A 23,201-nucleotide genomic window follows, 5' to 3' on the forward strand; every position below is an offset into this window, starting at 1 on the left:
GCTTTTCACCAATTTAAAACGGGATACATCGAAAATGACTGATGATGTTCAAAATGAAAACCTACAAGAAGAAAACAAGCTGATTGCTGAGCGCCGCGCTAAATTGGAACAAATCCGAAAGAGCTGCAAGGCGAACGGACATCCCAACGATTTCCGTCGTGATGCGCTTGCTGGTGATCTGCAAAAAGAATTTGGTGAAAAGAGCAAGGAAGAGCTGGAAGCACTAAACCATGTAGTGTCAATTGCTGGCCGTATCATGGCGAAACGTGGTCCATTCCTTGTGATTCAAGAAACTTCTGGTCGTATTCAAGCGTATGCTGCAAAAGACGTTCAGAAAGAACTTAAAGAAAAATACCAAGGTCTAGATATCGGTGACATCATCGGTGTGAAAGGCGCGCTTCACAAATCAGGTAAAGGCGATCTTTACGTAAACATGGAAGAGTATGAGTTGCTAACTAAAGCACTTCGTCCACTTCCTGAGAAGTTCCACGGTCTGACTGACCAAGAGATGCGCTACCGTCAGCGTTATGTTGACCTGATCGTAAACGAAGATTCTCGCCAAGCGTTTATTGTACGTTCTAAGCTTGTGTCATCGATTCGTAACTTCATGAGCTCGAAAGGTTACCTAGAAGTTGAAACGCCAATGATGCACGTGATCCCAGGCGGTGCGACGGCTCGCCCATTCATCACGCACCATAATGCACTGGATATCGACATGTACCTACGTGTTGCGCCTGAGCTATACCTTAAGCGTCTAGTGGTTGGCGGTTTTGATCGCGTATTCGAGATCAACCGTAACTTCCGTAACGAAGGTCTTTCTCCTCGTCACAACCCAGAATTCACAATGATGGAATTCTACCAAGCTTACGCAGACTACAAAGATTTGATGGATCTTACTGAAGAAATGCTAAGCACAGTTGCGATGGATGTTCTAGGTTCTACTTCAATGCCTTACGGTGATGAGACGGTAGAATTTGGTGGTAAATATGCTCGTATGAGCATGTTTGATGCGATCAAACACTACAACCCTGAGCATGAGCAAATTCAAGCGCTAACAGAAGAAGACCTAATTAATCGTGAGCTTATGGTTTCTATTGCGAAATCAGTACACGTTGAAGTGGAAACGTTCTGGACATGTGGTCAGCTTCTAGAGGAAATCTTTGGTGAAACGGCAGAACCAAAACTGATTCAGCCAACCTTCATCACGGGTTACCCAGCGGATATTTCTCCATTGGCTCGTCGTAGCGATGATAATCCATTCTTCACGGACCGTTTCGAGTTCTTTATCGGTGGCCGTGAAGTAGCTAACGGTTTCTCTGAGCTTAACGATGCAGAAGACCAAGACGCTCGCTTTAAAGCACAAGTTGACGCAAAAGACGCAGGTGATGATGAAGCTATGTATTACGATGCAGACTACATCACAGCTCTAGAGCACGGTCTACCGCCAACAGCAGGCCAAGGTATTGGTATTGACCGTCTGGCAATGCTGTTTACTAACACTCACACGATTCGTGACGTGATTCTGTTCCCAGCAATGCGTCCACAGCAATAAGCTGAAACGGTGACTCATTCTTACAAAGCCTCTCATTGAGAGGCTTTTTTCATGCCATATTTCTAAAAATGTTTATAGAAAAGTCATAAATCGTGCACTAGTCTTAATTATGAGACAGTAGCGATTGTGTTAATTGCGATAGTTCTATTTGATAGCTATGACGAATTCAATAGAATTAACAAGTTGAATCTAAAAGCAATAATAAGGAATGATGTAATGGGAACCGAGTTTCGGATGGATTCTATCCCCGGCTCTTTAGTCGTAGTGGGTGGAACCTATGAGCCATGGCTATCTGTATTGGAGCAGGCTGGATGGCGATGCACGCAATGTTCCGACTTGCGAAAAGCCGATGCCTTGTTTTCAGAAATAGGCCCTTGTATTGGGATTGTAGACTTAACGAGGGATGATTTTAGCCTTAATGGCATTGCGAAACTTGTAAGTACACACAAGCAAGTTCGTTGGATTGCGTTTATCCGTGAATCGCAGCTGAGTTCGGATACTATTTGCCAATTTATAGTTAACTTCTGTATTGATTTTTTCACTACGCCTATTCCAGATTCGCGTTTAATGAGCACAATAGGTCACCAGTTAGGAATGCTAAAACTGGAACAAAAAGTGTGGCCTCATAATGGAAATGACAATGACCTTGGTTTGGTTGGTCAGTCATTACCAGTGAGACGGTTGCGTGATCAAATTAGACGTATCGGCCCCACCGATGTCAGTATAATGATTCATGGCGAAGTTGGATCAGGCAAGGAGTCAGTAGCTAAAGCCATTCATCGCTGTTCTGCGCGTTCTCAAAAACCCTTCATCGCCGTCAACTGTCGAGCATTTTCCGACGCGCGTTTTGAAAATGAATTCTTTGGCATGCATGATGCCGACCGAGCATCGCTTTTAGATCAAGCCTCGGGCGGAACCATTGTTCTGAATGACATTTTTACCTTACCTCCCAAACAGCAACTTAACCTGCTTAAGTTCTATCAAGATGGTCAAATAGAGACGGCTAAGGGCATCAAAGAATTTGATGTGCGTATTTTAGCAGCGGATACATCTGATATTGAAAAAGCACTAGGCGATGGCATGTTCAACGAAGAGCTATTCCATTGCATAAATGTTCTTCGTATCAATGTACCAAGCCTTAAAGAGCGTGCGACGGACATTGGTTTGCTGGTCAGTCACCATATCGGTCAGTTTGCTAAAGAGTTTAATTCTCCAGTCAAATCTATCGATGATGATGCTCTGAAAACGCTGACGTATTACCATTGGCCTGGAAATGTGAAAGAGCTGATGAATCAGGTGAAACGTGCGGTGCTGATGACGGAAGAAGAAGTGCTGACTAAAAAGCATTTTGAGCTGCCCGGTACTTTCTCTGGCAAGCGCAGCTTGAAGAGTATTCGAGAACGTTCTGAGCGTGATGCGTTGATCTTAGTGCTAGATAGCCATAATGGACAAGTTACACTAGCTGCCAAAGAGTTGGGCATTTCTAGGGCGACGATGTATCGTTTGCTCAATAAGCATAATTTGATTACTGAAGAGACGGTGTAGTCGTTGTTCATGATTAAAAAAGGCGCGGTCGCGCCTTTTTTAGTTTCTGTCGGGATATTTGGTATTACTGTTAATTAAGTGATGTGAATCGAAAGATTACAGAGTCATACAATATCTAGTTGTTTTATTTGGAAATAAAACGAATCACTAACATAAGCTATTTCTACAGTTCAATGCATTGGGTATAAGTTATTACAACGGAATATATTGAAATATTCCTTTGTTTTTACATTTCTTGTTACATGTCTGTTGAAATTATCATCAATTTGCATAAGAATTACCCCTGAGCACTACGCTCAACCTTTCAAATTTATTTCGGATTATTAAGTGAGTATGGAGGCACAGAAAATGATGAATCGTATTTCTTTTATCAATATTTGTGCTGGCCGTTTTACTCATGCGGATCGAATCGCGACTGATCTATCTACTGCAATGGCAGCGGATAAACCGTCAATCGATACAGCACACGCTTAATTAGTCCGTAACCTCAAGAGGCTGCGGAAATAGCAGTCAACTGAGGAATCACAATATTTCTCCTTATATCCTGACCGCTATTTCTCTCCTCAAATTATTTTCTAGGAGAAAACTATGCGTACTTCAATTTACTTAACTGTTGCAACTTGGCTTATTAAAGCAGACATCCAAAAAGAAGAGCGTGAGTGGAGACGACGTTACCGTCGCAATGCACACCACTTGCCACTTCACAATGAGCACTTGTTAAAGGACATTGGTTTGGATAGACATGGCCGTCCACTTGGTCAAGTTGCTCCACCTCACATTGTAGCGAAACGTAAAACTCGTCACCTTCGTCGAGAATTACACTCTAGAATCGCTACGTAAAAAAAGGGCAGGTCGCTTATCGCGACCTGCCCATACTGTGTGAAAAACCTATTTAGGGGCATGGGTTAGAATATTTAGCCCCTATTTCTTGAAGTCCATTCAAGAGTTCATCAGAGAGTTCTACATCGATGCTGTTTATGTTGCTTTCTAGTTGCTTAAGATTGGTTGCACCAATAATATTAGAAGCGACAAATGGACGTTGATTAACAAATGCCAATGCCATCTGAGCGGGGTCTAGGTTATGCTCGCGAGCTAGGTCCACATATGCTTGTGTTGCTTCAATGCCTTGTGGAGTAAAGTAACGGACAAATCGCTCAAATAGACTGCAACGCGCTCCCTCTGGACGTTGCCCATTGAGATATTTTCCGCTCAAACAGCCGAAAGCGAGCGGTGAGTAAGCGAGTAATTCCACACCTTCGTGGTGGCTAATTTCAGAAAGTCCGACTTCAAAGCTACGGTTGAGTAGGTTGTAAGGGTTTTGAATCGAGACTATTCTTGGCAAATCATGTTTTTCGGCCAGTTTAAGTAGCGTCATAACTCCCCAAGGCGTTTCATTAGAGACTCCGATATAGCGTATTTTTCCAGCTTTGATGAGTTCGTTTAGTGCCTCTAATGTTTCGATTAGTGTAACTTCTTCATTTCCTTCAGGGTAAGGGTAGTTTAGTTGTCCAAAACAATTGGTTTTTCTTTGTGGCCAGTGCAATTGGTATAAATCGATATAATCGGTTTTTAAACGGCTTAAACTATCGTCTACTGCTAAATGTATATTGCGTCTATCTAGACTCATATTGTCGCGGATATAAGGAATATTTCGCGGTCCAGCGACTTTAGTCGCTAACACTACTTTTTGTCTTTTATCTGAATGCGAAAGCCAATCGCCAATATATTGTTCAGTTTTTCCTTGAGTCTTAGCACTTGGAGGAACGGGATACATCTCTGCAGTATCAATAAAATTAACACCGTGTTCTAGAGCAAAATCGAGCTGACTGAATGCTTCCTGCTTGGTGTTTTGCTCACCAAACGTCATTGTCCCTAAAGCTATCTTGCTGATTTCTAGCGAAGAGTGCGGGAGGTTATGATATTTCATTGAGCCTTCCTTGTTTGTTGTTGTTTTTATCCACTATACCTCGTTTTGGTAAAAGATCTGCTTGTTTAGTACCTAATGCGATTATTTTTACTAAACTGACTTTTATCAGTAACGCATTATCCACAAAAATAGTAAGGGGGTGGAATATGCAAAAACATCAGCTCGATCGTTGGCTACATGGGTATCACAAAGACACTTATAAACAACCCAAAGTTTTTGTGATTGGTTGTGCTGATATTTCACACTATCTGTTAGCAGTGGAATACAAACATAAATTAGAACCAATTAAACAAGATGATGAGCCAATTCATTTTGAGTCGTTGGACTCGGTGAAAGAGGAGTTGCATCGACTAGGTATCGAAAAAGCGTACCTTAGGTTGCATAACGCTTACGATGAATGTGGCAGTGCAGAAATGAATCGTTATTGTGATATCGAACTAAAACTTCATTAACTGGTTCGAAAATCTTCTGTTTAGACAAAGTACTGTTCAAGTATATGAGCAGTAAAGCGTGCTCTGAGGTAGAAACCTCGGGGCAGGGTACGTATTTTTTGTCCTGACGTACCGTAAGCTTCTGTTTTCACGCGGCTATTGGCTGCTTTAGGGCGAATTTGTAACACCTCGCCGGTATGGGCCGTGATCTGATTGATTTGACCTAATGAAATAAGCTCCATCAATTCTTCCCAATCATTTTTCAACATGGTTTCTTCCTCTGGAGATGGGCTCCAGATTAATGGAGAGCCAACATGTCGCTCTGCAACGGGGATCTCTCGTTCACCCTCAACCGGTAGCCAAAGGACACGAGACAGCTTATTGCGTATATGGCTAGTTTCCCACGTTACTCCATGAATGCCGGTAAGCGGTGCAACACAAACGAAAGTTGATTCTAAGGGCTTGCCAGTATGGCTAATAGGGAGGCTCTTGAGCTCAATACCAATGTCGGGAAAGTCTTGAACTGGCTTACTACCGGCCTTTGCACCTAAGTGCCACTCAAGTAGTTGTCCTACCCAACCTTTATCGCGCTTAAGATTATCTGGTACACACATGCCTGCCTGTGCAGCGAGTTCGCCAAATGTTAATCCTGCGATATCACGAGCGCGTTGTAATAGTTCTGTTTCGGAGGTTGGAGTTGGTTTCATAAATACGTTGCAGATTAATTTAGGCCCAATAGGGAGCTAACTATTCTATCATGGCGATGAAGAATTTATCGGTATAAAAAAAGATCAGTCTGTTTGAGATTTGATCTATTCATGACTTATCCACAGAAAATTTATTCTCTAAGTTGAATTTGCCATGTGCTGTATGAATAATCAGTGTTTTAACGCGGATTAACACTTGATAAATCGAGGTTTGTTTGAAACCCGACAGTTTCAGTGTGGATAAAATAGCCATAGGTTGATCTTTGACCGATCTGAGTGTGTGTATTTATTTGTAGTAAACTAGAGACTTTTACTTGATTGATTTGATTTTAAGTTTATGAAAATTATAAGTTTAATATTTCCACTTCGATCTTGGAAAAATTCAGCTTGGTAGAAAAAGAACCAAAAAGTCGTAAAGATCATAGATTCTTCACATGGTTATTCACAGAAAAGGTGAATAAATGTGGGCTGGGTCTCATTGTTGTGTTGATAACTAAGGCTTTGCGCGAAACTTATCCAGTATGGCAGTATTTAATGGTAATTGTTCAAATTTACGGGCGACTAAGTTTGCTCAACTTGGGGATATGTGGAAAAATCAGGGTAATGAAAATTTAATTGAGGTTGGCCAGTGATAGATGGCGATGGTTACCGACTTAATGTTGGTATTGTGATTTGTAACAACCATGGTCAGGTCTTCTGGGCTAAGCGATACGGACAACATTCATGGCAGTTTCCTCAGGGCGGCATTGACGATGGTGAATCCCCTGAGCAAGCCATGTATCGAGAACTTTATGAAGAGGTGGGATTAACCAAGAACGACGTCAAAATCGTTGCAGTTAGTCGCCATTGGCTGAGATATAAGTTACCCAAGCGATTAGTACGCTGGGATTCGAAGCCAGTCTGTATTGGGCAAAAACAGAAATGGTTTTTACTGCGTTTAGATTGTGATGAATCTAAGATCAACATGCAGCGTGGTAATACCCCTGAATTTGATGGTTGGCGCTGGGTAAGTTATTGGTATCCAGTCAGGCAAGTGGTTTCTTTTAAACGGGATGTGTATCGACGTGCGATGAAAGAGTTTGCATCATTGGCAATGCCGTTTAAGGAACGTAAATTTAAAGGCAAGAGAAAGCATCGAAGAGGGTAAGTATGCTATCGCAACTAAGGGATATAGTTGAGCACGTTTCAAAGGTTGAAGATGTGCACGCCGCCCTCGAAATTCTTGTTCAACAAACTTGTGCAGCTATGCATACTGAATGCTGCACAATTTATTTGGCAAATAACGATAAACAGCGTTTGGAGTTAATGGCTACACAGGGCCTGACCTTCAAGGGCGACACTATCCATATCGATTTTAACGAAGGTCTAGTCGGCCTCGTAAAACGAACTGCCGAACCGATTAACTTGGCAGAAGCTGCCAAACATCCCGCATTTAAATTCTTCCCAGAACTTGGTGAAGATATCTACCATTCTTTCCTCGGTACACCGATTATTCATCGTAAACAGGTCCTTGGCGTTTTGGTTATCCAGCAAAAAACGTCGCGTCAGTTTAGCGAGATGGAAGAGTCTTTCTTAGTCACACTCGCAGCTCAGATAGCGGTTTTGATAGCACATGCAACTGCACAAGGGCATGGCTTCTTTGACGATAATAAAACGGCGGTGATTAAAGGGATTGGGGCATCATCGGGAGTAGCTATTGGCCCAATCTGGTGGGACAACACTCAACCTGACTTAAGCAATGTATTTCCAGCTTCCGCGTTGGATATTGCGCGTGAACACGAAACGTTATCAGTCGCCATCGAAAATGCATTGGCTGACTTTAAGCGCATGCGTAAGAAGTTGGATCTTGAATTAAATAAAGATGCACTAGCAATATTTGATCTGTTCACTCACTTACTAAATGATCCTATGCTGCGCAATGATTTAAAAGCGCAGATACAAAAAGGCGATCGAGCAGACTGGGCTTTGCGCCAAGTAGTAGAAAGTTATGCGAACCGTTTTGCCAAGATGTCTGATGTATACATGCGCGAGCGTGCTCAAGATGTCAAAGAACTTGGCCAACGTTTGCTGTTTTTCTTGCACAATACTGAGCAGCCTATTCATGAATTCAACGAGCCTGTTATTCTTGTTGTGCGTGAACTTACTGCGTCCATTCTCGCTTCAGTACCCAAGGAACAGCTACTAGCTGTGGTGTCTCTTGAGGGGGCGGCGAACTCTCATGCGGCTATCTTATCCCGGGCGATGGGAATTCCTGCCGTTATGGGAGTGAACACTAACCCTGAGCTCCTAAGTGGCAAGGTTGGTATTGTTGATGGGTATAGCGGTGAGATTTTCCCTGATCCTAGCAATGAATTACTACTTGAATACCAAGAGTTAGTGACAGAAGAGACTGAGTTGTCTCGAATGGTTGAACAAACCGTTGATCTTGAAGCAAGTACAAATGATGGTAAACGCATCCAAATTATGCTGAATGCTGGACTTAGCGCTGATACTAGTATTTCTTTGAATAAGAATGTCGATGGTGTGGGGTTATATCGAACCGAAATTTCCTTCTTGCTTCAGCAGCAGTTCCCTTCGGAAGAAGAACAGGTGCATCAGTATCGTTCGGTGCTCGGTGCTTATCCGACGAAGCGTGTTGTGATGCGTACGCTTGATATCGGAGGCGACAAGCCTTTGCCTTATCTGCCTATTGATGAAGACAATCCTTTCTTAGGTTGGCGCGGTATCCGCTTTACTCTCGATCATCCTGATATTTTCTTGATTCAGTTGCGCGCTATGCTTCGTGCGAGCGAGGGATTAGATAACTTAAGCATTCTTTTGCCTATGGTGTCGTCGGTACAAGAACTTGACGGAGCGACGGCGCTTATTGAGCAAGCTTATCAAGAAGTATCCGCAGAACATCCGAAGGTAAAACGCCCGGAAATTGGCGTTATGATCGAAGTACCTTCTATGCTGTATCTCTTACCATTTATGGCACAGAAGGTGGATTTTGTATCGGTTGGAACGAACGACTTAACGCAATATTTATTGGCTGTTGACCGCAACAACGCTCAGGTGGCCGATATTTACGAAACCCTGCATCCTTCCGTATTGGCGGCAATGAAACATATTTTTGAAACTTGTCAGTCGTATCATCTTCCTGTTTGTATTTGTGGTGAGCTGGCGGGTGACCCTATTGGTGCATTGCTGCTGGTGGGGCTTGGTTACGATACTTTAAGTATGAACACGTCGAACGTCGCGAAAGTGAAGTACTTACTCAGACAAACCTCACAGCAGGAGCTTAAATTACTTGCTGACAAAGCATTGATGCAACCGTATGGTGAAACCATTTATAATCAAATGCGTGATTACTTTGAGGATAAAGGACTAGCTGGCTTCATCCGTGCCGGTAAGTCTTAAACCAACCCTTTTGGAATACATGTGAACTACGAACTGATCTTATTACTACTGTGTCTTGGCGCAGTAGTCGGTACTATGTCCGGGTTGCTCGGCATTGGTGGGGGACTTATTGTTGTCCCAGCGCTGGCTTTCATCCTACCTAAATTTGGCATCGCGAGTGATATGGTTATGCATATTGCACTGGCGACTTCCTTAGCCTCTATCATTATTACATCAGGCTCTTCGGCAGTTAACCATCTTAAACTGGGTAACGTTGATTTGTTTGTTATTAAATGGCTTATGCCCGGCGTGGTGATTGGCGGATTTGCGGGCTCCAATGTCGCAGAGTGGATTCCTTCTCACTATCTACCGAAGGTGTTTGCTGTCATTGTACTGCTTCTAGCAATTCAGATGTTTTTGTCTATCAAATCGCAAGTGACGCGTAATCTCCCTAGTCCTTTTATCACAACATGTTGTGGCGCGGGGATCGGTATGGTATCGAGCTTAGCGGGGATTGGTGGGGGATCAATGTCGGTTCCTTTTCTTAGTAAACATGGCGTTGAGATGAGAAAAGCGGTAGGCTCTTCGTCAGTATGTGGTTGCGTGATCGCGATCGCAGGTATGATTGGCTTTATTATGCATGGCGCTAAAGTACAAGGGCTACCGGAATACAGTATCGGCTATGTCTACTTGCCGGCTTTACTGTCCATTGCTGCTACCTCAATGTTAACAACGAAATTTGGTGCAAAATTGGCGACAACTATGCCAACACCGAAACTAAAGAAGATTTTTGCAGTCTTCTTATTATTCGTTGCATTTTCAATGATGTTTTAATCTCAATACTCAAACCTGATAAGTGAGCGTTTTATGTCTCAGGGATATATCCAGTTTCCTAATATCGACCCAGTTCTTGTTGAATTAGGTCCCATTTCTATTCGTTGGTACGGCTTGATGTATCTTGTCGGCTTTGCATTCGCAATGTGGTTAGCTAATCGTAGAGCCGACAAGCCAAACTCAGGATGGACGCGCGAGCAAGTATCAGATCTGCTGTTTGCAGGTTTCTTAGGGGTGGTGCTAGGTGGCCGCATAGGATACGTCCTATTTTATGGTTTTGATGAACTGCTACGTGACCCGCTCTACTTGTTCAAAGTATGGACCGGTGGTATGTCGTTCCATGGTGGCTTGTTAGGCGTTATTACCGCTATGTTCTGGTATGGCAGAAAGAACGGACGCACGTTTTTTAATGTCGCAGACTTCATTGCGCCTCTTGTTCCTTTTGGTCTAGGTATGGGGCGTCTAGGTAACTTTATGAACAGTGAGCTTTGGGGACGAGTGACTGATGTGCCATGGGCGATCATCTTCCCTAATGGTGGGCCTTTTCCACGTCACCCGTCTCAACTGTACGAATTTGCCTTAGAGGGTGTTGTACTGTTCTTAATTTTGAATTGGTTTATCAAGAAACCTCGCCCAGAAGGGGCTGTATCAGGTTTATTCCTTCTGGGTTATGGTACATTTAGATTCTTGGTCGAGTTCGTACGTGAACCGGATGCACAATTAGGACTGTTTGGTGGCTTTATTTCTATGGGCCAAATCTTGTCTTCACCAATGATTATCCTTGGTGCACTAATGATTGCATGGGCATACAAAGTCAACGGACCGAAACTACAAAAAGTATCAAAGTAATAGGAATTGTCGTGAAGCAGTATTTAGACTTATGTCAGCGAATCGTTGACGAAGGCGTTTGGATTGAAAATGAGCGTACGGGTAAACGTTGTTTAACCGTAATCAACGCAGATCTGACCTATGATGTCGCCAACAACGCATTTCCTCTAGTTACTACAAGAAAGAGCTTCTGGAAAGCAGCCGTAGCTGAGCTATTGGGATATATTCGTGGCTACGATAACGCGGAAGACTTTCGCAAGTTAGGAACCAAAACATGGGATGCTAACGCGAACTTAAATGAAGCGTGGCTGAACAATCCTTACCGTAAAGGTGAAGATGATATGGGCCGTGTCTATGGTGTGCAGGGCCGTGCATGGGCTAAGCCAGATGGTGGGCATATAGATCAACTTCGTAAGATTGTGGATGACTTAAGCAAAGGGATCGATGATCGTGGTGAGATCTTAAACTTCTACAACCCAGGCGAGTTTCATATGGGGTGTTTGCGCCCATGCATGTACAGTCATCACTTTTCGCTATTAGGTGATACGCTGTATTTGAACAGTACGCAACGTTCGTGTGACGTACCCCTTGGTTTAAACTTCAATATGGTTCAAGTCTATGTGTTCTTAGCGATTATGGCTCAGATTACCGGTAAAAAACCGGGACAAGCATTTCATAAAATCGTAAATGCGCATATTTATGAAGATCAACTGGAGTTGATGCGAGATGTTCAGCTAAAACGTGAACCACTGGCTGCTCCGACGTTCCGTATCAACCCAAAGATTAAGACGCTTGAAGATTTAGAAACCTGGGTGACGCTTGATGACTTTGAAGTAGAAGGTTACGAGTGCCACGAGCCTATTCGCTATCCATTTTCTGTCTGAAAATAAGGCCGAGCATTGCTCGGCCTTATTTTTAACGAGAGCTACCAGTTAATTTTCTCTCTTTCACTAAAGAATCCCGCTGTTGGTCCATCGGCATCGAGCGTTGCTAACCAAATGGCTGTATCTGCACCTTCTTTAGGGGACTTTAATCGAATATGTTCACCATAATCAGGCAGCTCATCCAAATTCATTCCTGAATCAACCCATCCAGGACAGTAAGAATTTACTTTAATTCCAAATGGCTCTAGCTCTTTTGCAAACAATACTGTGTTGGCATTTACGCCAATCTTCGAGGATTGATAGGCCGCGCATACATCGTCTTTAATCGGCGAGGCCATGTCAGAAAGTTGAGCAAGTTGACCTGCTTGACTGGAGACATTGACTATTCTGGCTTGAGGAGACTTTTTGAGGAGTGGTGTTAGAGCACGAGTCAGTAAGAAAGGGCCAATCTGGTTGACCTCAATCACTCGGCGGTAGGTATCCTCATCTATAAGAGAAGGATGTCTACCAAGATCGACTAAGATAGCTGCATTATTAACGAGTACATCAAGACGACCAAACTGCTCTTCTATCTTATTAGCAACCGCAGGAAAGACCGATGACATGGCAAGGTCCAATTTAAGATGGGAGGCGGTATAGCCTTTCTGGCGAAAATCATTAACTAATGCTGAGCAGGATTGAATGTCGGCCATGATGACATGAAAGCCTTGTTCCATTAATAACTCAGAGGTGGCTAAGCCGATACCCTGATAAGCACCGGTGACTAAGGCAATTTTCTGCATGACTGACCATTTTTGTTGACTACATTTAGGCCAGTCTATCGATGGGACTATCAAAAGGGGAGTAACAAGGGGAATGTTACTCTGTCCCATACGTTATGCTGTCAATGGTAATGCTTAGTCGTAATAGGCATCCTCGATAATTTCTTCTTCAACGATTTCTTCTTCAATAATCTCTTCTTCTACAACGACATCCGTCGCCACTTCACAGGCTCCTTCATCGTATGCACCGTCGATGGTTCCCGCCACTGCGCCAGCACCGCCACCAATAGCTGCTCCAGCAGCAGCGCCGGAACCACCATCTACAATACCGCCAACGACTGCGCCAGTAATCGCCCCGTCGACTGCACCATCAATAGCGCCTTCAGCGGTTTGGTCACAGTAATAGGCATAACTCGGTGAAGATAATATTAGAGCTAGGGCAAAGAACTTGAGTTTCATGGTTTATTTCTCGATTGATGAGTTTGCCTATTAGCCTAAGTGATTGAATTAGTTATTATAAGTAACATCTCGTCAAACCTTGGTTAGTTTAGAGTGTGTTTATTGTTGAGAGTAATTAACAGAAGGGAACGGATTTTTCTCACTGATAGTATCGTTAATAAATCCAGAGAAGGAGTTATAAGGTACTTGCGAGATAGTAAATAAGTCACTCATACTTGAGCTAAAAGAACCTGTGGAGACGGAACATGCGATTACTAGGGATGGCGTTGAGTCTTATATTAATAGGATGCAGCGGTGCGCCCAACGAAATCAAAGTTGCTGATGAGAAGTTATTGATTGAGTTTAATCAAGCGGTAAAAGAGGCGACACCGTATGTCGGCCAGCCAGCTAGATGGGGTGGAGTGATTGCAAATTTGACCAATTTAACCCCTAACACCAGTGAGCTACAAATTAGTCAATTTGCATTGGACTCAAAAGGTCGTCCTGATGATACTCAACAGGGCAGTCAACGATTTGTCGTCAATGTCGATAGGTTCTTAGACCCTGAGGTGTTTACTCAAGGTAAATCAATGACATTTGTTGGTGTTATAGAAGGCATGACTTCAATTACGGTTGGGCAACAGGAGCTTAAGGTTCCGGTATTAAAAGCTTCAAACTACTATCTTTGGACTGAAGATAAACGCATTAAAACTTATTATGTTGGTGACCCATATTATAACTACTATTACGACAGCTATTATTACTGGGATGATATCGATGACGCCGATTTGATCGAGCACTATGATGACTTTGATTATGACTACGGTGATTTCTAGATAGTAAAAGGCCCAGCTAAATGTAGCTGGGCCTTTTTTTTAGTAGAGCTTAGCGTCTGTCTATGCTGTTAGCGCTAGAATAGTGCCTGGAATAACAACAAAGATAGAAGCGAGGTAACCAGCGACGACGGCTTTGTTCTTGATAGCCATGTCCGAGATATAGTCTGCACCTTTCACTGGCAGTTCTCTCAAGAATGGAATACCGAAGATAAAGACGGTTGCCATGATATTAAATACCAGGTGCACCAGCGCGATTTGCAATGCGAATACTGCGTATTCTCCAGAAACTGCTGTCGCTGCTAATAAGCCAGTGATACACGTACCGATATTAGCACCTAGTGTAAATGGGTAAACATCACGAACTTTCAGCGCACCTGAGCCAACGAGAGGCACCATTAAGCTGGTCGTTGTTGATGAAGATTGCACAAGAATCGTAACGATAGAGCCTGATGCGATACCATGTAGCGGACCACGACCAATAGCGTTTTTCAAAATTTCACGTGCACGGCCAACCATCAAGCTCTTCATTAGCTTACCCATAACAGTAATCGCCACGAAGATAGTTGCAATACCAAGAACAATCAGTAGTACGCCACCTGTTACGCTGCCAAATGAGCTTAATGGCTCCTGAATCGCACTTACTACAGGCTTGGTGATTGGCTTGATGAAGTTCAGGCCTTTCATGCTCATGTCACCTGTTGCTAGCATTGGTGATACAAGCCAGCTAGAGATTTTGTCTAGAATGCCAAACATCATCTCCAATGGAAGGAAGATAGCAACGGCTAGCAGGTTAAAGAAGTCATGGATCGTTGCACTTGCAAAGGCACGTTTAAACTCAGTGTTACAACGAACGTGACCCAAACTTACTAGTGTATTGGTAACCGTAGTACCAATGTTTGCACCCATGATCATAGGGATGGCTGTCGTTACAGGTAAACCACCAGCAACCAAACCAACAATAATCGAAGTGACGGTACTAGAAGACTGAATTAGTGCAGTAGCAACTAGACCAATCATTAACCCAGCTACAGGGTGTGAGGCAAATTCAAATAGTACTTTTGCATGTTCACCTGTTGCCATTTTAAAGCCACTACCCACCATTGAAACAGCAAGTAGCAATAAATAAAGCATGAACGCCAAGTTAGCCCAGCGTAACCAACGCGTCGTATTCGACATTGGAGTCGCAGCTGTTGTTGCTTGGTTCATCATAGTTTTCTCCATTTGGCCGTGTAATTCGTAAGTTGGCCTGTTGTTGAATCTGAGGCGATATTAGATCTCAAATATTACAGAAATATGACGTTTCTATTTCTGTGTTAATTAACTGCGATGTTTGCTTGGTTTTTGTATTTGTTGGTATTTTTTGTTTGTGTAACTTATTGATTTTTAAAAACTGTTTTCTTTGGGAGAAAAAGAGATTAATTTGCCGTCATCAATGAATAAATTCGATTTAGAGCGAGTGTTATGATGCTTATATGACAGTTAGGTGGCTAATGTGACAATTTAATTTTCGGAAAAATCATCGCATTTTAATTGTAACGTAAGTTTTATCGAATATTGTCGCTTGAGGCAGATTTTGCTATAAATGAAACACACTCATTTTAGGCGATATCGCATGTCACACCTTAACTATAATCACCTCTATTATTTCTGGATGGTCTGCAAACAGGGTTCAGTTACGAAAGCTGCCGATGCGTTATTTTTAACGCCTCAAACAGTAACAGGGCAGATTAAAGCATTAGAAGAGAGAATGGACGGTAAGCTCACTAAGCGAAATGGACGTAGCGTTGAGCCAACTGAGTTAGGGCAGTTGGTATATAAGTATGCTGACCGCATGTTTGGTTTAAGCTATGAAATGTTGGATATCGTAAACTATAGCCAGCGTTCGAATGTACTGTTCGATGTTGGTGTGGCCGATGCTCTTTCTAAACGTCTGGTCAGTAAAATATTGATGACCACTATCCCGCCAGACAACAGTATTCATCTACGCTGTTTTGAATCCACTCACGAAATGTTGCTGGAACAATTGGCTCAGCATAAATTGGATATGATCCTATCGGACTGTCCTGTGGATTCAAGTCAAAGTCCTGGTTTGTTTAGTAAGAAGTTAGGTGAAAGCCGCATGAGTTTCTTTACGTCGGGCTATATCGATAATGTGAGTTTCCCTGAGATTCTTGAACAAAGACGTTTGCTGATACCCGGTAGTCGTACCTCGATGGGACGTAAAGTACTGCAGTGGTTTGATCAACAGGGTATTCAACCGAATATTCTTGGTGAATTTGATGATGTCGCATTGATGAAAGCCTTCTCAATGTATAAAGAGGATGTCATTTTTCTTGCTCCAAGTATTTACATGTCAGAGATGAGAGACAAACGCCACCTTCAACTGATCGGCGATATTGAAGATCTGAAAGAAGAATATTACGTTATTTTTGCTGAGCGAATGATTCAACATCCGGCGGTAAAGAGTGTTTGTGAGGCAGATTTCACCGATTTGTTAGCGTTCTAAGATTCGTGTTAGGTAACAAATTGGTAAAGAGAAATACACTATTTTAAACAAAGCGCTACTAACAACATTTTTATCCATGTAAAATGTGATGAGATTTATGGATTTATTACGAGAAAGATGGTTAGTGTCTAAGTGATAAAGAAGTAAATAAAGACGGATAAAATATAGAGGTAAAGTATGAACTTGCAGGAGATGGAAAAAAACGCATCACAAGCGGTAGTTCTCCTTAAGGCGATGGCTAATGAGAGACGCCTGCAAATTCTGTGCATGCTCCACAATACAGAGTTATCAGTAGGGGAATTGTGTACTCGATTAGAACTCAGTCAGTCAGCATTGTCACAGCATTTGGCCTGGCTGCGTCGAGATGGCTTAGTGTCGACGAGAAAAGAAGCGCAAACGGTCTACTACACATTAAGTAGTAAAGAAGTTCGTCAGTTGATTGAACTATTACACGGCCTTTATTGCAGCTCAGAATAGTGTGATTTACAGATACAAAAAAACCGGCATTAGCCGGTTTTTTTAACACAATACAAAGTCTAAATTATAGAGCTTTGATTGCAGCAGAGAAGCGTGCCTTGTGACGAGCTGCTTTATTCTTATGAATAAGGCCTTTAGTCGCCATGCGGTCAAGGATTGGAGTAACTTCTGCAAATGCTGAAGTTGCTGCTTCTTTATCGCCAGCTGCGATAGCTGCGATTGTTTTCTTCATGTAAGTGCGCATCATAGAGCGACGGCTAGCGTTGTGCTGACGACGTTTCTCAGCTTGGATAGCGCGCTTCTTAGCAGATTTACTGTTTGCCAAGGGTCTAACTCCCAAAAACTTAGTTCGGTGACAATTTAAGGGCGAGGAATATCCCTCATTTGCGCTTAATTGTCAAATGATTTGTGCAAAAACCCGACGATACAAAACAACTTTTGATATCTGTGGGCTATCGCGGTTAAGATGGCGGGGATTCTAACAGTATTTTTCGACCAATGCTAATACTAATCCTCTCTTCAATAACAAACGCTATTGAATCCGATAAATAGCAGGCATTGGCTAGGTAATTCAGAGGTTATTGTGAGTAAACGCCTTCTTAAGTCAGGCATGATTGTTAGTGCCATGACGCTGGTGTCTCGTGTATTGGGACTCGTTCGAGACGTTGTAGTTGCCAACCTTATGGGGGCAGGTGCAAGCGCAGATGTTTTCTTCTTTGCTAATAAGATTCCTAATTTTCTACGTCGTCTGTTTGCTGAGGGGGCTTTTTCCCAAGCATTTGTTCCGGTGTTAACGGAGTATCACGCATCAGGAGATAAAGATAAAACTCGTGATTTAATAGCGAAAGCGTCAGGTACCTTAGGCGTCATTGTGACAATAGTGACGTTATTAGGTGTTATAGGGTCAAGTGTTGTCACGGCACTATTTGGTTTTGGTTGGTTCTTAGATTGGCTGAATGATGGGCCTGCTGCGCCTAAGTTTGAGCTTGCCAGTTTGATGCTTAAGATTACCTTTCCTTACTTATGGTTCATCACCTTTGTGGCGTTATCTGGGGCTATTCTCAATACCTTAGGTAAGTTTGCTGTTTCTTCTTTTACCCCTGTTTTTCTAAACGTCATGATTATCCTCTGTGCGTGGTTTATTTCTCCAAACCTTGCCCAGCCGGAAATTGGCTTAGCCATTGGCGTATTTTTAGGTGGTTTTGTCCAGTTTGCCTTTCAATTGCCTTTCTTAATAAAAGAGGGCGTATTGGTAAAACCTAAGTGGGGCTGGCGCGATCCTGGCGTAGTGAAAATCAGAACTTTGATGATTCCAGCATTATTTGGTGTGTCGGTTAGCCAGATTAACCTGCTTTTTGACACCTTTATTGCTAGTTTTCTTGCCACGGGGTCGATCAGTTGGCTTTACTATTCCGATAGACTACTTGAGTTCCCTTTGGGCTTGTTTGGAATCGCTATCGCGACGGTTATTCTTCCTGCGCTGTCACGCAAACATGTAGATGCGCATAGTGAAGGATTCGCTAGCACGATGGATTGGGGAGTTCGAATGGTTATCCTGTTAGGTCTTCCAGCCATGTTAGGACTGATGGTGTTAGCCAAGCCGATGTTGATGGTCCTGTTTATGCGTGGTGAGTTTACTCCTCACGACGTTCATCAAGCCTCATTGTCATTGTTAGCTTACGCATCTGGCCTGCTTAACTTTATGTTGATTAAGGTGCTGGCTCCGGGTTACTACTCGCGTCAGGATACCAAAACACCAGTGAAGTATGGCATTGTAGCCATGGTGTCTAATATGGTCTTCAATGCTATTTTTGCTTACTTCTATGGTTATGTTGGACTGGCGATGGCAACCGCGTTGTCGGCATTTATCAATATGGCGTTGTTATACCGAGGGCTACACCTACAATGTGTTTACCAGATTAGTCGCCAGACTATCGGTTTTGTGGCACGTTTAGTGATGGCAGCCGTTGTTATGGTGCTAGTGCTTCGTTGGCAGCTACAAGATATGCAGCAATGGTTGACTTGGGGCTTAACAGAGCGTGTGTATACCTTGATCGGATTGATTTTGATCGGTGCTGTGAGTTATCTAGTTAGCCTATTTGTTCTTGGTGTTCGTGCTCGAGATCTAAAAGCAGCGACAGATTAACAATGATTGGTTATAATCCGTCGGTTTCACACTAGTATTATTTCATTAAGCAGGTGGTTTAGTCGTTTCATGGAACTCATTCGAGGCATACATAACCTAAAAAATCAGCACCATGGCTGTGTGTTAACCATCGGAAACTTCGATGGTGTGCATTTGGGGCACCAACGTGTACTCGAACAGGTGAAGAAGAAAGCATTGCTTTTGGGTTTGCCTGCTGTAGTAATGACTTTTGAACCGCAACCGATGGAATTGTTTGCTAAGGATAAAGCGCCGGCTAGACTGACTCGTCTTCGTGATAAGTTTGAATTGCTTGAAGCAATGCACTTGGATCGTTTGTTGTGCGTTAACTTTAACCGCCGCTTTGCCAGCATGTCACCGGAGTCTTTTATCAAAGACTTGTTGGTGAATAAATTGGGTGTTAAGTTCCTTGTTATCGGCGATGATTTTCGCTTTGGCAAAGGGCGAGAAGGCAACTTCGATATGCTCAAAAAAGCCGGTGAAGAGTTCGGCTTTGAGGTGGTGAATACCGCTAGTTTCTGTGTAGAAGACACACGTGTGAGCAGTACGGCGATTCGCCAAGCACTAGCTAGTGATCATCTTGATGAGAGTGCAGAAATGTTAGGGCGTCATTATACGCTGTCTGGGAGAGTGGCTCACGGTCAAAAATTGGCGCGTGATTTTGGTTTTCCAACTGCTAACATTTCTTTGAAACGCTATGTGTCACCTGTTCGTGGTGTATACGCTGTGCAGGTGTATGGGGTTGATAGTCAACCGTTACCTGGCATTGCTAATGTTGGTAAAAAGCCAACCGTAGCAGGGACTACCCCAGATTTAGAAGTGCATATTTTCGACTTTGAAGGCAACCTTTATGGCAAGCAAATTGAAGTCGCTTTATTGCATAAAATTCGTGATGAGAAAAAGTTCGAGTCACTTGAGCTGCTTAAGCAGCAAATAGAATTGGATGCTGATGTAGCAAGGGTGTGGCTACGTCAGTTTAAGGGTTAGCGGAAGATTCCACCGCTAACATAATGTCTAACTTTCGCCCAATACAACGGAATTAAGAATCGATGAGTGAGTATAAAGATACCCTGAACCTACCTGAAACAGGGTTTCCTATGCGCGGCAATCTGGCAAATCGTGAGCCAGAAATGCTTAAGCGTTGGTATAAAGAAGATCTTTACGGTGAGATCCGTAAAGCTAAGAAAGGCAAAAAATCCTTCGTGCTGCACGATGGACCTCCATACGCGAACGGTGACATTCACATTGGTCACGCACTAAATAAGATTCTTAAAGACATTATTATTAAATCCAAAACACTTTCAGGTTTTGACGCCCCTTATATTCCTGGTTGGGATTGCCACGGTCTACCAATTGAATTAATGGTAGAAAAGAAAGTAGGCAAACCAGGTCAGAAGGTAACGGCTGCTGAATTCCGCGAAAAATGTCGCACTTATGCGGAAGGCCAAGTTGAAGGTCAAAAAGAGAGCTTCAAACGTCTAGGTATTCTTGGTGAGTGGGATAAGCCTTATCGCACAATGGACTTTGATACTGAAGCGAACATTATTCGTGCGCTTGGCAAAATTGCTGATAAAGGTCACCTATTGAAAGGCTTCAAGCCTGTTCACTGGTGTACAGATTGTGGCAGCGCACTAGCAGAAGCAGAAGTAGAATATAAAGATAAAGTTTCTCCTTCTATTGATGTACGTTTTAAAGCGGCTGATGAAAGCGCGCTTATCTCTAAATTCTCATTGAATGAAGGTCATGAAGGTCAAGGTGATATTTCAATCATCATCTGGACAACAACACCTTGGACTCTGCCAGCAAACCGAGCAGTCTGTCTACGTGATGATTTAGAGTACGTATTGATTCAAACAGAAGGCGACAACCCAGAACGTATTATCGTTGCGTCTGAGTTAGCAAAAGATGTGATGGATCGTGCTGGTATCGAGCACTTCCATAATCTAGGTTTTGCGAAAGGTGCAGATCTTGAGTTATCTCAGTTCAACCACCCATTCTATGACTTTACAGTACCAGCTATTCTTGGTGATCACGTAACTACCGATTCTGGTACTGGTGTGGTGCATACAGCACCTGGCCACGGCCAAGAAGACTTTGCAGTAGGCCAAAAGTATGGTCTAGAAGTTGCGAACCCTGTAGGTTCTAACGGTGTTTATCTACCTGACACTGAGCTATTTGCTGGTCAGCATGTATTTAAAGCTAACGACGCTGTGGTAGAAGTACTTAAAGAAAAAGGTGCGCTACTGCATCATCATGCTTACGAGCACAGCTACCCACACTGCTGGCGTCATAAAACGCCAATCATCTTCCGAGCAACACCACAATGGTTCGTATCAATGGACCAAGCTGGCCTTCGTGCTAAAGCACTAGAGTCAATTAAAGGTGTTGAGTGGATGCCTGAGTGGGGCCAAAGCCGTATCGAAGGTATGATTGAAGGTCGCCCTGAGTGGTGTATCTCTCGTCAGCGTACATGGGGTGTGCCAATTGCTTTGTTTGTTCACAAAGAAACTGCTGAGCTTCATCCGAATTCGCTAGAGCTTATCGAAAAAGTAGCTCAGCTTGTTGAACAAAAAGGCATTCAAGCTTGGTGGGATGTTGAGCCTGCTGAACTATTAGGTGATGAAGCCGACAACTACGAGAAAGTGCTTGATACACTAGACGTATGGTTCGACTCAGGTGTGACACACTACTCTGTTGTGGATGCACGTGAAGAATATAACGGCAATAGTGCTGACCTATATCTAGAAGGTTCTGACCAACACCGTGGTTGGTTCCAATCGTCGCTAATTACGTCTATTGCGATGAAAGACGAAGCACCATACAAGCAAGTGCTGACTCATGGCTTTGTGGTTGATGGTCACGGCCGTAAGATGTCGAAATCTATCGGCAACGTTGTAGCTCCAAAAGATGTTACCAACAAACTGGGTGCGGATATCCTTCGTCTGTGGGTAGCTTCAACAGACTACACTGGTGAAGTGGCGGTTTCTGATGAAATCCTTAAGCGTTCTGCTGATGCTTATCGTCGTATTCGTAACACAGCCCGTTTCTTCCTAGCGAACCTAAATGGCTTCAACCCAGAAACGGATCTTGTTCCTGCTGATGAAATGGTAGCACTTGACCGTTGGGCGGTTGGTCGTGCGCTAGCTGCACAAGAAGAGATTGTGAAAGCTTACGGTGAGTACAACACGCACGCCGTAACACAGCGTTTAATGCAGTTCTGCTCTATCGAGATGGGCTCTTTCTATCTTGACGTGATCAAAGACCGTCAATATACAGCGAAACTTGGTGGTCACGCACAGCGTAGCTGTCAAACTGCTCTTTACTACATCGTAGAAGCACTGGTTCGTTGGATGGCGCCAATCATGTCGTTCACAGCAGACGAAATCTGGAATGAAATGCCGGGTCAACGTGACAAGTTTGTGTTTGCAGGTGAGTGGTTCGATGGCCTATTTGGCCTTGCTGAAGGCGAAGAGCTAAGCAACGAATTCTGGACTGAAATCCAGTCAGTTCGTAACGCGGTGAACAAGCAACTTGAATCTGCACGTGCAGAAAAGATCATCGGTGGTGCACTGCAAGCAGAAGTCACTCTATATGCAGACGATACGCTGACGGCAACCATCAACAAGCTTGAAGATGAGCTTCGTTTTGTGCTTCTTACTTCAGCAGCAACAGTTAAGCCGCTATCAGAGAAAACTGACGCTGCGAAAGAGACGGAAGTTGAAGGTCTGTTTGTTGAAGTTAAGGCAACGGAAAACGAGAAATGTGACCGTTGTTGGCACCACACTCCAGATGTAGGCACGATCGAAGGTCACGAGAAGATTTGTGGTCGCTGTGTTTCGAACATCGCAGGTGAAGGTGAAGTTCGTAAGTTTGCTTAATTGACAGTAAGTCAACGGAACTTTTAACTAATATGACAGCCCCAGTTTTTACTGG

General features: G+C 43.3%; 22 protein-coding genes. 16 read left to right on the forward strand and 6 right to left on the reverse strand.

All coding sequences use genetic code 11. The annotated features are described in order from the left end of the window. Positions 1-34: 34 nt before the first annotated feature. The 4 genes from lysS (at position 35) to HOP38_RS02175 (ending at position 3,937) form a co-directional block, all read left to right on the forward strand. Positions 35-1,552 (forward strand): lysine--tRNA ligase, encoded by a 1,518-nt coding sequence (gene lysS / locus HOP38_RS02165; RefSeq protein ID WP_124940653.1) that lies wholly within the window; start codon positions 35-37, stop codon positions 1,550-1,552. Between the two features lie 216 nt (positions 1,553-1,768). Continuing rightward, entirely contained in the window at positions 1,769-3,097 is a 1,329-nt protein-coding gene (locus tag HOP38_RS02170) for a sigma-54-dependent transcriptional regulator (protein WP_006075402.1), read from the forward strand. Between the two features lie 348 nt (positions 3,098-3,445). Further along, positions 3,446-3,571 carry a hypothetical protein gene (locus tag HOP38_RS26130; protein ID WP_256200709.1) on the forward strand — a complete coding sequence of 42 codons (126 nt, stop codon included), beginning with the start codon at positions 3,446-3,448 and terminating at the stop codon, positions 3,569-3,571. Between the two features lie 114 nt (positions 3,572-3,685). Beyond that, positions 3,686-3,937, forward strand: a complete 252-nt coding sequence (locus tag HOP38_RS02175; protein ID WP_124940654.1) for a DUF1127 domain-containing protein — start codon at positions 3,686-3,688, stop codon at positions 3,935-3,937. 52 nt (positions 3,938-3,989) lie between these two features. Here HOP38_RS02175 and HOP38_RS02180 read toward each other — a convergent pair whose 3' ends face one another. Further along, the gene (locus tag HOP38_RS02180) at positions 3,990-5,024 is read right to left on the reverse strand and encodes an NADP(H)-dependent aldo-keto reductase (RefSeq protein WP_198557328.1); all 1,035 of its coding nucleotides are present in this window, start codon (positions 5,022-5,024) and stop codon (positions 3,990-3,992) included. A gap of 146 nt (positions 5,025-5,170) precedes the next feature. Here HOP38_RS02180 and HOP38_RS02185 point away from each other — a divergent pair, with 146 nt between their 5' ends. Continuing rightward, on the forward strand, positions 5,171-5,476 hold the full coding sequence (locus HOP38_RS02185; RefSeq protein ID WP_006075661.1) for a DUF6482 family protein: 306 nt from the start codon (positions 5,171-5,173) through the stop codon (positions 5,474-5,476). Between the two features lie 20 nt (positions 5,477-5,496). Here HOP38_RS02185 and mutH read toward each other — a convergent pair whose 3' ends face one another. After that, positions 5,497-6,162 carry a DNA mismatch repair endonuclease MutH gene (gene mutH, locus HOP38_RS02190; protein ID WP_031493629.1) on the reverse strand — a complete coding sequence of 222 codons (666 nt, stop codon included), beginning with the start codon at positions 6,160-6,162 and terminating at the stop codon, positions 5,497-5,499. Between the two features lie 628 nt (positions 6,163-6,790). Here mutH and rppH point away from each other — a divergent pair. The 5 genes from rppH to HOP38_RS02215 are packed head-to-tail and all read left to right on the forward strand — an operon-like array spanning position 6,791 to position 12,086. Continuing rightward, positions 6,791-7,309: an RNA pyrophosphohydrolase gene (rppH, locus tag HOP38_RS02195; protein WP_038225527.1), complete on the forward strand. Its 519-nt coding sequence runs from the start codon at positions 6,791-6,793 to the stop codon at positions 7,307-7,309. Positions 7,310-7,311: 2 nt separating this feature from the next. After that, entirely contained in the window at positions 7,312-9,561 is a 2,250-nt protein-coding gene (ptsP, locus tag HOP38_RS02200) for a phosphoenolpyruvate--protein phosphotransferase (RefSeq protein ID WP_124940656.1), read from the forward strand. 21 nt (positions 9,562-9,582) lie between these two features. Beyond that, on the forward strand, positions 9,583-10,374 hold the full coding sequence (locus HOP38_RS02205; protein ID WP_006075641.1) for a sulfite exporter TauE/SafE family protein: 792 nt from the start codon (positions 9,583-9,585) through the stop codon (positions 10,372-10,374). 33 nt (positions 10,375-10,407) lie between these two features. Continuing rightward, positions 10,408-11,223 carry a prolipoprotein diacylglyceryl transferase gene (lgt, locus tag HOP38_RS02210; protein WP_006075640.1) on the forward strand — a complete coding sequence of 272 codons (816 nt, stop codon included), beginning with the start codon at positions 10,408-10,410 and terminating at the stop codon, positions 11,221-11,223. An 11-nt stretch (positions 11,224-11,234) separates the two neighbouring features. Beyond that, entirely contained in the window at positions 11,235-12,086 is an 852-nt protein-coding gene (locus HOP38_RS02215) for a thymidylate synthase (RefSeq protein ID WP_006075639.1), read from the forward strand. A gap of 41 nt (positions 12,087-12,127) precedes the next feature. Here the strand turns inward: HOP38_RS02215 and HOP38_RS02220 are convergent, their stop codons facing one another. Beyond that, entirely contained in the window at positions 12,128-12,868 is a 741-nt protein-coding gene (locus HOP38_RS02220) for an SDR family NAD(P)-dependent oxidoreductase (RefSeq protein ID WP_198557329.1), read from the reverse strand. A gap of 114 nt (positions 12,869-12,982) precedes the next feature. Beyond that, positions 12,983-13,306, reverse strand: a complete 324-nt coding sequence (locus HOP38_RS02225) for a hypothetical protein (RefSeq protein WP_006075637.1) — start codon at positions 13,304-13,306, stop codon at positions 12,983-12,985. A 245-nt stretch (positions 13,307-13,551) separates the two neighbouring features. On the opposite strand from HOP38_RS02225, the gene HOP38_RS02230 reads away from it, so the two are divergent. Then, the gene (locus tag HOP38_RS02230; protein ID WP_006075636.1) at positions 13,552-14,121 is read left to right on the forward strand and encodes a Slp family lipoprotein; all 570 of its coding nucleotides are present in this window, start codon (positions 13,552-13,554) and stop codon (positions 14,119-14,121) included. Between the two features lie 60 nt (positions 14,122-14,181). Here the strand turns inward: HOP38_RS02230 and HOP38_RS02235 are convergent, their stop codons facing one another. Beyond that, positions 14,182-15,327, reverse strand: coding sequence for a Na/Pi symporter (locus HOP38_RS02235; protein WP_031493676.1), 1,146 nt, complete (start codon positions 15,325-15,327; stop codon positions 14,182-14,184). A 406-nt stretch (positions 15,328-15,733) separates the two neighbouring features. On the opposite strand from HOP38_RS02235, the gene nhaR reads away from it, so the two are divergent. Together nhaR and HOP38_RS02245 are read left to right on the forward strand one after the other, a co-directional pair. Next, the gene (nhaR, locus tag HOP38_RS02240) at positions 15,734-16,627 is read left to right on the forward strand and encodes a transcriptional activator NhaR (RefSeq protein WP_006075376.1); all 894 of its coding nucleotides are present in this window, start codon (positions 15,734-15,736) and stop codon (positions 16,625-16,627) included. A gap of 177 nt (positions 16,628-16,804) precedes the next feature. Further along, complete coding sequence (locus tag HOP38_RS02245) at positions 16,805-17,104, forward strand: ArsR/SmtB family transcription factor (protein ID WP_006075375.1); 300 nt, start codon at positions 16,805-16,807, stop codon at positions 17,102-17,104. A 64-nt stretch (positions 17,105-17,168) separates the two neighbouring features. Here HOP38_RS02245 and rpsT read toward each other — a convergent pair whose 3' ends face one another. Next, positions 17,169-17,429: a 30S ribosomal protein S20 gene (gene rpsT / locus HOP38_RS02250; protein ID WP_031493675.1), complete on the reverse strand. Its 261-nt coding sequence runs from the start codon at positions 17,427-17,429 to the stop codon at positions 17,169-17,171. Between the two features lie 258 nt (positions 17,430-17,687). On the opposite strand from rpsT, the gene murJ reads away from it, so the two are divergent. The 3 genes from murJ to ileS all read left to right on the forward strand — a co-directional run bounded on the left by murJ (position 17,688) and on the right by ileS (position 23,146). Next, positions 17,688-19,250: a murein biosynthesis integral membrane protein MurJ gene (murJ, locus tag HOP38_RS02255; protein WP_198557330.1), complete on the forward strand. Its 1,563-nt coding sequence runs from the start codon at positions 17,688-17,690 to the stop codon at positions 19,248-19,250. 69 nt (positions 19,251-19,319) lie between these two features. After that, entirely contained in the window at positions 19,320-20,255 is a 936-nt protein-coding gene (ribF, locus tag HOP38_RS02260) for a bifunctional riboflavin kinase/FAD synthetase (RefSeq protein ID WP_006075372.1), read from the forward strand. A gap of 62 nt (positions 20,256-20,317) precedes the next feature. Next, positions 20,318-23,146 (forward strand): isoleucine--tRNA ligase, encoded by a 2,829-nt coding sequence (ileS, locus tag HOP38_RS02265; RefSeq protein WP_006075371.1) that lies wholly within the window; start codon positions 20,318-20,320, stop codon positions 23,144-23,146. Positions 23,147-23,201 lie beyond the last annotated feature (55 nt).

The organism is Vibrio mediterranei (genome assembly GCF_013364395.1).
Classification (GTDB): domain Bacteria; phylum Pseudomonadota; class Gammaproteobacteria; order Enterobacterales; family Vibrionaceae; genus Vibrio; species Vibrio mediterranei.

Bases quoted from the DNA above. Each gene is read 5' to 3' on its own strand.
- HOP38_RS02235 (WP_031493676.1), bottom strand. From the start codon at position 15,327: ATGAACCAAGCAACAACAGCTGCGACTCCAATGTCGAATACGACGCGT.
- HOP38_RS02245 (WP_006075375.1), top strand. From the start codon at position 16,805: ATGAACTTGCAGGAGATGGAAAAAAACGCATCACAAGCGGTAGTTCTC.
- HOP38_RS02175 (WP_124940654.1), top strand. From the start codon at position 3,686: ATGCGTACTTCAATTTACTTAACTGTTGCAACTTGGCTTATTAAAGCA.
- HOP38_RS02220 (WP_198557329.1), bottom strand. From the start codon at position 12,868: ATGCAGAAAATTGCCTTAGTCACCGGTGCTTATCAGGGTATCGGCTTA.
- lgt (WP_006075640.1), top strand. From the start codon at position 10,408: ATGTCTCAGGGATATATCCAGTTTCCTAATATCGACCCAGTTCTTGTT.
- ptsP (WP_124940656.1), top strand. From the start codon at position 7,312: ATGCTATCGCAACTAAGGGATATAGTTGAGCACGTTTCAAAGGTTGAA.
- HOP38_RS02230 (WP_006075636.1), top strand. From the start codon at position 13,552: ATGCGATTACTAGGGATGGCGTTGAGTCTTATATTAATAGGATGCAGC.
- HOP38_RS02185 (WP_006075661.1), top strand. From the start codon at position 5,171: ATGCAAAAACATCAGCTCGATCGTTGGCTACATGGGTATCACAAAGAC.
- mutH (WP_031493629.1), bottom strand. From the start codon at position 6,162: ATGAAACCAACTCCAACCTCCGAAACAGAACTATTACAACGCGCTCGT.
- HOP38_RS02170 (WP_006075402.1), top strand. From the start codon at position 1,769: ATGGGAACCGAGTTTCGGATGGATTCTATCCCCGGCTCTTTAGTCGTA.
- nhaR (WP_006075376.1), top strand. From the start codon at position 15,734: ATGTCACACCTTAACTATAATCACCTCTATTATTTCTGGATGGTCTGC.
- HOP38_RS02225 (WP_006075637.1), bottom strand. From the start codon at position 13,306: ATGAAACTCAAGTTCTTTGCCCTAGCTCTAATATTATCTTCACCGAGT.
- HOP38_RS26130 (WP_256200709.1), top strand. From the start codon at position 3,446: ATGATGAATCGTATTTCTTTTATCAATATTTGTGCTGGCCGTTTTACT.
- lysS (WP_124940653.1), top strand. From the start codon at position 35: ATGACTGATGATGTTCAAAATGAAAACCTACAAGAAGAAAACAAGCTG.
- HOP38_RS02180 (WP_198557328.1), bottom strand. From the start codon at position 5,024: ATGAAATATCATAACCTCCCGCACTCTTCGCTAGAAATCAGCAAGATA.
- ileS (WP_006075371.1), top strand. From the start codon at position 20,318: ATGAGTGAGTATAAAGATACCCTGAACCTACCTGAAACAGGGTTTCCT.
- ribF (WP_006075372.1), top strand. From the start codon at position 19,320: ATGGAACTCATTCGAGGCATACATAACCTAAAAAATCAGCACCATGGC.